The 13,724-nt window shown below is 59.2% G+C and carries 7 protein-coding genes; 1 reads left to right on the forward strand and 6 read right to left on the reverse strand.

Annotated features, from left to right (window positions below; all coding sequences use genetic code 11):
• Positions 1-186, reverse strand: a 186-nt coding sequence (locus tag FJ398_18960; GenBank protein ID MBM3840002.1) for a hypothetical protein, incomplete at its 3' end; no start/stop codon positions are given.
• 444 nt (positions 187-630) lie between these two features.
• On the opposite strand from FJ398_18960, the gene FJ398_18965 reads away from it, so the two are divergent.
• Entirely contained in the window at positions 631-1,317 is a 687-nt protein-coding gene (locus FJ398_18965) for a hypothetical protein (protein ID MBM3840003.1), read from the forward strand.
• 332 nt (positions 1,318-1,649) lie between these two features.
• Here FJ398_18965 and FJ398_18970 read toward each other — a convergent pair whose 3' ends face one another.
• The 5 genes from FJ398_18970 to FJ398_18990 form a co-directional block, all read right to left on the reverse strand.
• Positions 1,650-6,476: a hypothetical protein gene (locus tag FJ398_18970; GenBank protein ID MBM3840004.1), complete on the reverse strand. Its 4,827-nt coding sequence runs from the start codon at positions 6,474-6,476 to the stop codon at positions 1,650-1,652.
• A gap of 841 nt (positions 6,477-7,317) precedes the next feature.
• On the reverse strand, positions 7,318-9,744 hold the full coding sequence (locus tag FJ398_18975) for a hypothetical protein (protein MBM3840005.1): 2,427 nt from the start codon (positions 9,742-9,744) through the stop codon (positions 7,318-7,320).
• A complete protein-coding gene (locus FJ398_18980; protein ID MBM3840006.1) occupies positions 9,741-11,090 on the reverse strand; it encodes a hypothetical protein in 1,350 nt (449 codons plus the stop codon). The genes FJ398_18975 and FJ398_18980 overlap by 4 nt, the downstream gene beginning before the upstream one ends.
• 12 nt (positions 11,091-11,102) lie before the next feature.
• Positions 11,103-11,780, reverse strand: a complete 678-nt coding sequence (locus tag FJ398_18985) for a hypothetical protein (GenBank protein ID MBM3840007.1) — start codon at positions 11,778-11,780, stop codon at positions 11,103-11,105.
• On the reverse strand, positions 11,773-13,347 hold the full coding sequence (locus FJ398_18990; GenBank protein ID MBM3840008.1) for a hypothetical protein: 1,575 nt from the start codon (positions 13,345-13,347) through the stop codon (positions 11,773-11,775). Before FJ398_18990 ends, FJ398_18985 begins: the two co-directional genes overlap by 8 nt.
• Positions 13,348-13,724: the final 377 nt, after the last annotated feature.

Genomic DNA, 13,724 nt, shown 5'->3' on the forward strand with positions numbered 1-13,724 from the left:
GCCGATGACGGTCAGCGTGCCCCCCTTCAGCGTCGCGGTTGCGGATCCGACACCGGCCACCGTCGACTGCATGGGGATATCGAGCGGCACGACCGACAGGCGGGCTCGATACTGGGGCGGCTGGGCGAACACCGCGGCAGACACAGCCAACGCCAGGGTCGTGGCGAAAACGACAGACCGGAGCATGGCGGGAATTATAGGCGCCGGGTGCCTGAGTGCCTAGAGGTGCTCCGGCGCCTCGGGAGTGGGGAGTTTGAAATTTAGTCATTCCCCAGCCTTGTGGGACGATGAGGCATGACTAGGCGCTGACGCAAACCAAAGCGCGAAGGAAAGGCTCACGACTTCACCACCATGACCCGGAGGGTGGTCGAACAAGCCATCGTCGAGAAGCTAGACGGTTCTCCGCACGACAGTCCAGACGAGGGAAACACCCCGCCGCAGTCGCTTTAGGCAAGCTGGGAGGGATAGACGACCCTCGCCTGAAGGCGAGGGGTTCACCCATCCCAGAACGGGACCCTAAGGTTAGAGGCGGCGCATCGGGAACACAGTCGAGGACTACGGAATGGGAGATGACTGCACCAGTGAAGGCCTTCCTACCTCTGGCTGTCCGGTGAAAGCACGAGTAAACTGATGCCCCCGGACATGCGGAAAGTACTGCCTTGCGCTTTGGTGCTCGCCGTGATTTCTGTCAGCATTGCATCGGCGCAAGTCCGGGGTTTTGTCGGTGTCGTGTTTGATGCAAACGTCGTCTCGGTTATCGACGGCGATACGGTCGACGTCTTGCCTGCAGGCCAAAAACGACGACTCCGGATACGGCTTGAGGGCATCGACGCGCCTGAACGTGGCGAACCCTTCAGTGTCACGGCTACCAGATCTACAAGGGTGCTCCTCTTCGGTCAACGCGCAAGGGTCGAAGGGCGCGATGTGGATCGCTATGGTCGACTTGTCGCGCGAATTTCAGTGCGAGGCAATGACGCGAGTTTGGAGCTTCTCAAAGCCGGATTGGCGTGTCACTACACACAATATTCACAGGATGTATTACTCGCAAGCACAGAGTCGGAAGCCCGCCGTGCAGGCAGGGGCTTCTGGGCGCGCGACGCAGCAAGACCGAATTGCGCGAGTGCTTCAAGGCCCAGCGCCAGACAAGAGGCGACCAGCCCACAGGGACTGATTTTCCACGGCAACATTAAGAGTCACGTGTACCACGCTCCCTCCTGTCGGAACTACAACTGCCGGAATTGCAGCCGGACGTTCAGGTCCGAGGCGGACGCACAGGCCGCGGGTTTTAGGCCAGCCGGCGATTGCTTGCACCGATGACGCGCTGACGCCAGGTTGACGCTCCAGCGCAGGGCTAGCTGGGCAGCTGGAATGCTTCTTGCTTTCTCGTTCCATATGAGCGACGAGAACCCGTACTGTGACGCCCATTCAACAGCCGCCGCGGTCAAACTACTGTTTGACTTGCGAATGCGCTATAGCAAGGATCTGCCGCTGGTTGCCTGGCGAATGCTCGCAAACGCGGAGAGCCGGTTGAACCGCGAGCTGACTCACTATCTTCGTCCCGGTGGGCATGCGACGTCCGACGCACCGACAAGGGTGTCGGCGGACCGTCAACTTCGCGCCGTCTAGATTCGAGAGACTGTCGCCGCTTGCTACGGCGTTGGGGTCAGTTGCTGCCATGAATCTCGGATCTGATTGATGTGCTCAGCGATGAATCTGGCCAAGAGTTCGGTCGACTTCCCCTGCTCGCCGCGCTCCACTACGATCGAGAACACCAAGCCTCGAGCGATCGACCCGTTGGCATTCCATTCGACAACGGCGAGAACGAGGCGCGAATTGTCTGGTAGACCTCGCGCGGCTTGTAGCGTTCCGGTTTTTGCGTACACACGGACATTGGGTGCGAGCGTCTTCAGGGCTGCTAGAGCACCAGTTCTTTGGAACCACCCATTTGCAGTGCCTTGGCCACTCTCGACAACGCCCTCTAGGCCGGGCCGCACCCTTTCGGCGATCTGCTGAAACGACTGTCGCGTGGGGGCGGGCTTAGGCGCAGCGCCACGTGTGATGTGCGCGACAACCGGCACACCGCCTACGGCCGCTCCAAAAGCCGCGGCCAGATCGACGTTCGCCCACAAATTAGAGCCGCCGCCAAGCAACAGAGTGACGAAATTACGCGGGCTCCGGATCGAATCAAGCCCCAAGTCGACGGCTTCTGGCGACAGCGCCCTAAGCGCACTGGAAGGACCGTTTGGTGCAGGTGCGTTGTTATCGCGAATGTCGTCAGATTCGTCGCCAGTCCAGAACGACGTCCTAAAGTCGCGCGAGCCGACCGTGCGCCCAACGCCGAACATTGCTTCTAGCCTCTCCGCAAGTGGGGTCAAATGCAGGTTCCGCATCGCGCGAGGTGCCACATGGCTGAACTCGATGTCCGCTGGGAAGCGCGGGACACTGGCCCAAGCCTGTCGACCACCGTCGAGCGATTCTGCGACTGACGGCGACCCGCCTGCAGCTGACGGAACTCCATCGGGAGCTGCGGGTTCACGTTCGGCCAGGCCGAGAAATCCGAGCCGTACCTCGTAGCGATTGTCTGACCGAACCAAGTAGGACGTGAAATCTGCCCATTCAGCTCCAGTGAGCGCGCGCGATGACTCGACACTCCAAGGCGGTCGAATTGGAATGCCAAATACGGCCTCGTCTGGCCCTGCCAGTCCTCGCACAGCTAGCCGACGATCGAGTTCCGGATGAACGGCCAACGCCGCGCTGGCAATCAGCGGCTTGGTTGCTGAACCCAAGATCATGCGATCAAAATTGCGGTCGCCTGAGTAACGACGGTCGAACGAACGTGGTGCTCGACTTGTCAGCCACAAAGCCGGCGGAAGGAGTTCGCCGTTTGTGGCCCTCTCCCAGGCCGACCCACTCGCCATCCGCGGCCAGCTTCCTAAGGCGAGTGCTTCGCCAGCCGGCAGTGTGAGGATGGACATCGCAATCCGTGGAGGAAGGGCCTCGTCTCGTGTTCGCGCTGGAAGAAGAACGTCGTGAAGGGCGCGGCCCTGCGACGTGACGAATCGTTGGGCGGCACCGTGAAGAACAGGGTCGATTGTTAGCTCGCCGTAGAGTGACGTAGCGGCGCTTGTCCCCAGTCGGTCCCATTCGTCGGGCAATGCCTGGGCAAGTTGCGGCAGCCACGGATAGTCGGCACTGTTTGTTGCCGCCGAGCGCCACCTTCCCATCACCCAGGCGGGTCCAATCTGAGCTGCGGTTTCTCGACGTTGGATCTCAAATCCAGGCTGAAGCCCAGGCCCGATCTGATCGAGAGTTTCAACCTTGTCGGCCGGCTGCAACTGGACCTGCTGGCCGGGAATCAAGCGACGATTTCGACTTGTACTTGCCTCGGTGTGTCGCATTCGAAGTTCGCCGCGACGAAAGGACACGGAGGTTGGGGAACCTTCGAGTTCACCAATCAATACAGTCCGGTCAGCTCGCTGATTCAACGGCCGAAAGCGGAGTAGCAATTGTGCTCTTGCGCCCTGCGGATTCGAATCGCTAACCAGTCTCAAGCTGCCGTCCTGCTGCGCCGCAAGGATTATGTCGCGACTCTCGCCTGGTCGCGGTGCTCGCCCAGGCACCTCAAACTGAAATCCTCGCCCCGAAATGACCACAGACGTCGCTGCAGCGGCGCGCAGTCGAACCGCTGGAAGGTCTTCCGGCGCAGCGCCGGCATCGAAACTGACGCGGGCGTTGTACTCAGGATTTGCACGGACGGCCCACTCCGGCTCAAACGTTGGAATCGTCGCTGCTTCGTCGGCCCACATTCTGGCGGGGTCGATCCTGAATAGCAGAGGCCGTCTGGACGAGCCACCGTTCTCGCCCAACGCTCGCAGCGACGCCATAAGGCGATCGTAGTCGCCGACATTACGCACGCTCCTCAACTGGTTGGATAAGTCGCCGATCCCGATTCGCCCCTCAATCTTCTCCTCCGGTTCGAGGGCGTTGAAGCGCAAGCGCTCCTGTTCGATCAGGGTGCTGGCTGATGCCAAAGAGGGTTCGAGTGTCTGTGTTACTGCGTCAAACCGGAGACGTCCCGTGTCTGCGAGAATGCGCACTTCATCAAGAAGCCCCCGCCAACTGAACGGATTCCTAAGCGTGTCGTCGTTAATGACTGTGATGCCCGACGTCGCAATTAACAGCAGTCCAGCAGTGGGGATGACGAACACAACTGCACGCCTGAATTGAGATCTGACGAGGCCGAACTTCGCAGGTTCAGTTTCGGCGGAAGGCAGAATTGAGATGCGGTCAACGAGGACGCGAGGCTCCCCCCCGGAGCGCCAGGCGACGGCTTGTAAACCTAAAGCGAGCAGAACGGCCCACTTGGCCAAGTCTCCGGTAATCGAGTTCACAGCCAACAGCGGCAGATTTCGGCCGGTAAACGGAAGGGCGCCGAGATCCATGCCGGCCTGCGCAACGGCCTCCAAGAAGAAGGCGGAGAATACAAGCAGGGAAAACGCGTGGCCAATGTCGAACAGACGTTTGCCGCTGACGAATATGATTCCGAGAGGCAAGAAATAGATGCCCAGCAACGCGAGGCCGCCGATCAGGCCATGTTCGCTCAGGATATAGAAGCTAAACGTGCTGTCGTACTGAAGAGTGTCTTGACGGACCTGCGACTGCCGGACTGGGGCCTTGCCATAGCCCATTCCAGTCCACCCTCCCCTGTAGGCAATGGCGCGGTTCTCCCATGTATGTTCCAATCCCTGGCGCAGTTCATTGACCGTGAAGGCACTGCGACCATCAGTCGTGGCAACAGGAGTCCACGGGATGGCTCGCTCGGCATCTACTTCTTCTTTGAAGACCAGAAGTCTCACGCCGGCTTGTCCTGCCAACCGACTGTACGACGACGGCAGAACTTGGTTGAGATTGAGATAGAACAACGAGGCGAGCACGATTCCTGCCGCAAGGAGGCCAGTCGCCATGTAAGCCAGGTGACGAGGTTTCCCACCGGCCCACAGCAGGACTACGAGCGGCACGTACACAGCGACCGATGCGACCAATCCGCCGGCATCTCGCATCAGCAGAGGCGTCAGGAAGGCCGGCACGAAAAGGAGAAGTAAGCCAAGAACGAACGCGTAGGCCCAATGGAAGTGTTCGACGACGGTCCCTGGCGCGAAGCGCCTCCTCGACGAAAGCCAAATGACTGCCGGCCCCCATACGACGAGGATGGGCACCAGGACTTCCTTGACTCCAGGTATCGGCAACCGAGTCACACCAAACAGAATTGCCATCAGCACGGCTATAGCCACGAAGACCTTGAGCGCGCGCCCCCCAAGAGCGAGCCAGGTATTTGGAAGATCTTGCTCGGCCGAGTCGGTTTCGTCGGCGACTGTTCCGACGTTATTCCAGAAACGCGGACCGAATTCCTTGGCTAGCCATTCGGGCCGAGCAGCGTGCTGCACTACGATCAGGCTTCGGCTGATTATGGTTGTCAGGGCGCGCCAAACAGCAGTGCCGCGACGCCTCCGCTGGATTTGTGGACCACGTCCCGATGCAGAAGGTTCGTCAGCGATAGCTTGGTCTTCTTCATGTATCCATTCTGAATCCAGTTCTTCGTCGTTCAGCCAATACTGTCGCGCGACGAGGTACGCCACGGTAACTGACACCAGCGCAAGCGTGCCGAGAAATATGAGTGGCGTAGTAGTCGAACGTGGCGCGTTCAGCCACAACGTGTATCCAAGCCACCATTCGAGCGCGCCTGCCATAGCAACCGCAAGAACCAGCCGAAAGACGCGCCGACCTGCAGCATGCTGTTCTCGAATCTCTTCGAAGTCAGTATGGCGATCTCTCCAGACGCGTATTGGCAGCAGTACGACCGACGGAATCGTCGCTAGCCCGAAGAGGGCGAAGGCGAACCCCGAAATGGCGAGTGAGTCAATGTACGATGGTTCTTGAGCGTATCGGTACGCCAGCAGCAACCTGATAGTTAATAGTGTCCACACACAGAATGCGACCGAGGCTACGGTCCAAGCGTCGTCCCGCTGAAGTCCGCTGCAAGTAACCGCGCAGCTCAAGGCCAAGACAATCAACGCGAACAGAACACCGAGATCAAGGCGCCACAGATGCGGGAGATCCTGAACGGTTGCGATCAGAAAACGTAGGCCGCCTGCTGCAACAGTGGTCTCCGATGTGATCGCTGACTCCGAGTTGCTGTTGTCAGTCAACCGGATCGGAGCAAAGGGCGACAAGGAAGGCTGTTGCTGCTGGCTAACAAAGCGGCCGCTCTCTATTTGCACCCGGCTGCGAAACTTTGCAATCGTGGAACCGAATGGAACTACGAAGGCGAAGTCCCCCGGCTGTGGATCTGCGGTGATATCCAGCCAGGTGCCATTCGCGCTCGCCGGCGGAAGCGGGCTCGCGCGACGCCAAGGCGGCAAGAAAGCGGCGGTTAAGCGGTTCGACGAGTCTGTATCTACGTCAATGCCCAGAGACACGCCGGGCCATTGGATTCGTAAGCGAGATGGCAAGTCGACATCAGCCTGGAAGGTAGCCTGACGATCGAGAACACGAATGCGCCCCGCGGTGGGTATCAGTAGCCAACTCGAAGCGGCCCAATTCTCAAGCTCACCAGCGAGCTTGGCCTGTCCCTGCGCTCGAAGACGTGCGGTCTCGCGGGGTAGCAGCGTATCCAAGGTGACCACGCGATTGCGATCGCCGGAGCTTGCAGAAACACGGACGACGACAGCACCGGCTGAGTCGATGATTTCAACCGTCGGCGGCAGAAATCTGTTATTGCGCCAGAGCCATCCTACGAGCCCCTCCAAGCAACGCCCTGAAACACGAACGCCGAACTGGCCGAGCATGGAGGTCGGCTGGGGCGACAGCTGGCGTACGGAGCCAAATGGCCAGCATGAACCGAGATTGAATGTGTCACCTGATGGAGGTACCTCGACGCCATTTATGACGTCGTCGCCTGCGCGCAGAAATGCGTGCCCCTCAGAGACAGTGACGCGGACACGCCTGGGTCCAATAGGTTCAACGTTCAGTCGAGGCGCAAAGGAACCGCTCGGCCACCCAACAGTCGCGGAATCGGCAGCTCCGCCGACTTGGAGTGCACCGTTTGCAGCGTCAGTCGCGAGTGCCCGCCAAGCTATCTCGGTTGACTGGCTACTGTACGGAGAGGCGTGAATCACCGCCAGAATCACGCTGGCGACCAGCGCCCCTGCCACACCAAGCCAGGCGGGGAGGATCCAAGGCAAATCCAATCGTCTGAGGAACCGATTTCCAACGACGATTGCGACCGTCGCAATCGCGAACACGGCCACGAGGGTCACGCTAGATTCTCCCCTTCTTTAGTTTGTCAACCGTCGCACGAAACTCGGCGGCGTCGCCTCCGAACATCGAGCGGGTCACTCTGCGCGCAACGCTCGGCTGACTTGACCGAACGTAAGTCGCGAGCCGTGCGGCCATGCGTCTAACCGCCGGCTCCCTCGCCGAACGACCGAGTGAGTCGATTACGATTTCTGAAAACGCGTTCTGGTCGGTCTTAACCATCGCGGCGAGTAGCTCGTCGAAAGCTCGCGGTGCGACGATAGAGGCGGCAGTCGCCAAGAGGCCTTGGTCGTTGAGCATGACTTCGACGAAGGGCGTTCGCGCTGATGGAGTGTGGCCGGTCGTCAGGAAGAGGTCTAGTGCCGTCTTGGCTTGTGAGTGACGCTCCGCCAACCGGAGCACATTGTTCGCTCTGCGTAGCACGTCCTCCGGCGCTGAGACGGTGCACAGATACTCGCCCACGCTTTCAGCAATCTCAGTCTTCGACAACCTCCGTAAATCATCGACTGATACGCCATCTGGGTCATCGAGCATCTGGCTCAGAATCGCCTTGCGTATCCGCGCCTCCTCGGAGTGCGCCCACTGAGGGTCGATAGTCTTCCAGCCATCGAGCCAAGAGCGAGCTTGAAGAATAGTTCGGGGCGACGGTCTGCACCGTCGGATTTCCGCCGACAGTTCCGAAGGCCAGTCCGAACCCCAAAGGCCTACCAGACCCGACAGATTCGGGGGTTCTCCGTCTCCGTGATATTCGCGAACCAAATCACGCAGTTCTGAAAAGAGCGCGGTTCGGTTCAACTCGCGGCCCTTGTTCTCGACCGACGGCCTTCCATCCCATAGGTCGAGTAGCACACAGAAATCAGCCCATGCAGCGGGGGCTCGAGCGGCGACAGCCCTCTTTAGACCGATCGAAACTGACGCCCTGAAAGGACTGCGGGCGAGCGCCGACAGGAATTCAGTTGCACGCTGCCGAACCGAGTTTCCCGTCATATCCAAAGCGGCCCTGACGAGTGCCGTAATATCAGCGCCTTCTAGCGACGCCCGAGAGCCCGCCGCAAGCGCGTCGGCGGCATACAAGACGACATCCATCTCCCACCCTGTGCGGCGAGCAACCATGCGCGCGATAGCCTGCTCTCGCAGTGCGGCAAACACCTTGTTGGAGACGGTCGCAGGCAAAGATAATTTGCACCACTCCTGGAGCGAGGTGGAACTCTGGATTCGCTGTAGCGCCACATCAGCGAAGTGGTCCAACGCCGGCTCGCCAACTACAGGTGCAACTGCGTTGAGGGCCGTCAGGATGCGGTGCTCCGGCACGTACGAGCAGAAGTGCCTCCAGAGCTCAAGTGCCGAATCAGGGGAAAGGCCCAACTTGGAGATGAAGCGGTCGAATGGGACCGAGTTGTCGGCGAGCGCAATCGCCACGGTGCTCAGATCCCATGCGGCCAAGTCCACTCTCGGCGGAAGGTCTCCAGCGATCGCTCGAGCCACCAAAAACTGCGTTCGCCCACTCGAGAACGTTCCAGTGCGCCGCGGCGCAGAAAGCGAAGCATGCACGAACTCGTAGGCAAGGTGCGGTGGCACCCGCGCGAAGTCGATTCCAACCCAGTCAATACTTTCTTCGCTATCCGACAGCAAATTTCCAAACGCGCTCACGAGCCTGAGCGTGTCCAATGGCCACCTAAAAAGGGGCTCTGCAAGCAAGCCACGCAAGGCGCCAGAGTGGACGGACTCTTCAACGACTCGAACGCACTCTAAGAGTGCACGCCCAGTTCTGATTACTTGCGCGCCGGCATCGGGGCTGGAGCGTGGATCCACGACGGCCGCGCAGCCTAGCTCCTTGGCATGTGCCACCGCGCCATTAAGCAGCCATCCCTGGCCGACTCGGAATGCAGGTTGCAAATCGGCAAGAACAGCAGCGAGGTCTTCAACGGATTCAAGCCGCCGGTCAGTGACAAGCGGAGGCGAGCAGGTTGAGATTGCCGCTTCGTGTGCTGCCGCACCAACAATGAAGGCGCCGAGCGCATTTGACCCGGAAGGCGACTGCTTGAGCGGTTCGCAGTCCAAGGCGTTGAGTAGTCTTCGGGCCTCGGCCTGGTCGATACGTTCTGGTTCTTGTCGGAGTTGCTGCCACAGCACCGTCTTGGTCAACGCCGCGAGAATCGCGGCACCGTTCCAATCAAAGCGCTGCCATAGCGTTTCACCCGGATCTAATAACAGCCAATACGGGTAGGTCCTATCGCGCTGTTGTTGGGACTCGCGATAGGTAACGAATGGCTTATCATCCCGAACGCCGATCCCCACCGAGAGAGATCCGGCGCCGAGGCCGTATGAGTCGGAAAGCATCCCTGAGGGGAATGCCGGCCAGTCACCAATTCGTAGGTGCTCGATGAAACCGCTGCCCCCAAAAACCAAAACGCGAACGGAGGCGCTCATCGCTCACTCTGCAGACCGTTGTCAAAACACCAGTTCAGCCAATTCACCAGACCTCGCGCACGTGCGGTGTTCTCCGCGCCGCCTACGTTCTCCACCCATAGCAAGAACGTAGGGACCTGCCGTGTCGATACTTCCGCCGCAAGCGCGCGATCCGGCATGGATGAACTGACACACGCGTCAAGCCAACCGCAAACCAACTTGCGTGCCTTTTCCGGACTCTTCGGAAGCACATCGGGCACGTCCGGGCCAGTTCCATTATTACGACCCTGCAACGCGTCAAGGTGCGTTACGACCAAACAGATGCGTGTTCTTGCCCCGGGTTGTATCGATTGCAATTGGTTCAAAGCCGCCTTAAGGCTATTTGGCTTCTTATCTGGCGGGGGAATTCCGAACGACGCGATGTCAGATGCATCGATGACGACGGCGATGACGTCCGCAAACTGATTGTGCTGCGCGTGCGCCAAATAGTTGATCGCCGCTTCTGATTCTTCTCCGGCGAAGTCGTAGAAGATCGCAGCGGCTGTGTAAGGTTTCCGACGTGGTTTTGCGGTACTCATCACGAACCGCTTGAAATCCCAGCCTGAGCCTGCGCTGCGCACAGCGGTACCACTTCGCCGCGTTGGCGCTAGAAATGCGGCTCTGACCGATTTCGTCCTGGTAAGAGTAGGCTTCAGCCGTTGGGCCGTTGTCGTCGGCGTACCATCGAACACATTCGTAAGATGAAGCGCCTCCAAGAATGGTTCCTCAGGTGAACCGCCTCCCGTGCTCGGAGTGGCATAGACAAATGAACTAACGGAGAATCCTGAAATCCCATCCTCGCGATAGGTGTCGTTCTTGAGCGCGAGACTAGCAAGGGTCGTTTTGCCGACCTCCCGAGCGCCAACGAGCTTGATTCGGCGGCTTCCCGCCTCGGACAATTCTTTCGCCCGACTGACCGCTTCTAGTAGCGGATAAGGGAACCACATCTCGCGTCGATCGCGATGTAACGTCGCGGCGCGCGCGAGCATTGCCAGTTCCCAATGAGAGACTTGCAAGCCGTCGTCCCCTAGAACCTCTCCGTCTGGATTGATCGGACCATTTCCCGCAGTTGTATCGTTATCAGTGGGTTCCGTTGGCGGCTCAGTCGATGCGCCCTCCGAAGCCTCGAAACGGCCGAAAAAAGGATTGCGCGACTTGCACCCAATGTGCGCCACGAATGTGCCGGATTCCAACGCCTCTTTCTCACGACACAAGTTACAGCCAGAATCAGGGTTTCTAGGATCGGGCTTGAATTCGTGCAACATGCAAAAGTGCACAAGATCCTTGGCTTCGATGCGTGCCAAGCACAACGGACATGTCAGCGCCATGATTTAGATGCTCTACCGTGAACGGACCGCTTCGATAATCGACTGGATGTCTGGTTCGAGGCGAATGACGATTCGTCTGTTCAGGGCCTTCCCGTCCTCTGTGTCGTTTGGGCCTACAGGTTGCGTATCGGCGAGGCCTATGGCCATCACCTTGTAGACCTTGGGGTCCAAGCCTAGCTCTTCAAGAAATCGCAGGAGGCCGGTAGAACGTCGACTGGACAGCTCCCAGTTTGTTGGCATGACTTGAGTGGCGGCACCGGGTCTGATTCGATCCGCATCCGTATGTCCCTCGAGTACGACGCGGAGGTACTTGCGTTCAGTGCCAGCCGCCCGTAATGCAGTGACTAGTGCTTCGCCGACCGCTGTAAGCAAACTTCGTTTTTCACCATCAGTTAGAAAGTCGTCATAGCCGAAGGAACGGAACAGAGCAGCGGATGGAATACTGATATCGGTCTCACTGTAGCGAACGCCCACATCGCCGCTGAGACGCTTCTCGAGTTCGGCGCGAAGCGTTCGTGTCGTCTGTGTGGCGACATTCATCGCACGAATCAGTTCCGGGCTAAACTGCACTTGCTCGCGCTGACGCGCTTCGGCTGTTAGAAGAAACGCAGCGACAAAGAACAACATCAGCCCAGCAAAGAGATCTGCTAAGGCAACCCAGATATTTATCGAGCTTCGCGAGTCAGCCACGACCAAACACTTCTGTTAGACGCCGCCATGCTCTTGAGACACGGGACTCGTTTACAGCATCGCGATACTGCGACCGGTGCGGCTCTTGTGCAGTTCGTGGCAAGGTTTTGGGGACATTGCTAATGCTGTCAAACGGCGCCTGCGGCTCTGGCGGGCGCGCGCTGGCAGAAGAATACCAAACGCTCGCACGCTCGTCTCGCGAATTGGCATCGCGAGGCCTCGGATCAACCGGATCCACCCGTCGGGTATGCGTCGTCCTGTCCGGTTCTGTGCGTGCGGCCCTTAGGATGCCGGCTACGGCATCTTTGGCGCTGCCGACAGCGGTATTCAGGGACGTCTCGGAATCAGCGACGGTCTTTAAGGCAGAGCGAGTCGCGGACGCGATCGCCTGAACCCCGGCATCGGCCTCCTTTCGCACGGAGCCCTCGACGCTTCCAATCGTCGCGGTCAGCGCCGCCTCTTTGTCGGCAACTTTCCTGATCGCAGAGTTTGCCGCTGCCCCTATCGCCTCTATGCCGGCGATAACGTCCTTCTTGACACCCATGTGAAGGTCCACGATTTGCGCTTGGTGCGCAGTAGCGATCCTCTCCCAGGTATCTGTGGAGGCTTTGACCTGCGCCTGCGTGTCTATCAACAGTCCGGAGACTGTCGACTCGACCGAGCTTACTGAGCCAATCAGAAGGGCCTGCGCGTCGTTTACAGTCTTGAGCGAGGTCTCAATCGACTCGCGCTTGGCGTCGAGTCGCTCTGACGCTTGGGAAACTGTAGTCGACGCGTTGTTGAGAACCGTTCGGCTGCTCGCAAGTGATTGCGACCACTCGGCGGTGATTCGATCCAGGTCGCCCGTTGCCTTTGTAGCGAGCCCATCGAACCGTGTTGCGTACTCTCGGGCCAACTGCTCTAAACCAACGGCGACGCCTTGTACTACTTCTTTATTGAACTCACGAAGGTCATCGATCGAGCGAGCGAGAATGGCTTCTGCCGATAACGGGGTTCGCTCAACGGCTTCCTTAACCAGCCATTCGACGGCGTCTTTGATTAGACGATCGCGTCGCGATTGAAAAATCAACGCATCAGCGGCGCTAAGCGTAAGGGCGAATGCCAGACCGAAAATGCTAGCCGTAAATGCGACACCGATAATGCCGATTGACGACTCGGCAGTGGCGCTAGAAGAAACGACTGCCTGCAGGACCCCGCGGACACGCCAGAGGCTATACAGAGTGCCGAGAATTCCTGAAATGACAAAAGCGTTGAGAAACGCGTGGAACGATCCGTCTGAAGCCTGCCACGCGTTGCGGAAGAACGATTGTAGCGCTCCTGGGTCGACCAGGCGCCCCTTGGCTGCTAGGCCGACCGCATAATCGAATGCTTGCCCAAGGGTCGAATCAGACGATGGTTTCGATCCCGCATCGGCTGCGTGAAGCTCCTGGCGTACAGAACGAATTCGGAAAGTCTCATTTACCCAGACCCGTAGGCATGCCACAAGCAGCAGCGCGTGGACGAGCGCGAAAGGCGTCGCTTCGCGCAAGTACGAATCGATAAGCGATCCGAAACTGGTGTCGATCAATTCGCCCTCCCGACACTCGCCGACACTGCACCAACGAGGCGCGTAGAGCCCCTTCTGCTCCCAACATCGAGCCCTTGGACAACTCTTGCGCCATCGCTCGATGGTGGAACTGGCACAAGGTCGTCTCGCCCAACCTCGCCTAGAGGTGAGGGCCTCACCCTACCATGGCCGTACGCGGCCGGAAAGCCAGATTTGTAACCATTGGCGAATTCGTCGTCCCCCTAGCCTAGGTGCCCCGGCGCCTCGGTGTTAGTATTCGCACCCATCATGAGTCGCATGCTCGCAGCAGCTTTCCTGGTTCTGGCTCTGTCAATGAGCGGCGTCGACGCGCAGCAGGTTTCGGTCGTCGGCAGCTGGAAGCTGGTGTCGTATGACAC

Source organism: Verrucomicrobiota bacterium, from assembly GCA_016871535.1.
Classification (GTDB): domain Bacteria; phylum Verrucomicrobiota; class Verrucomicrobiia; order Limisphaerales; family SIBE01; genus VHCZ01.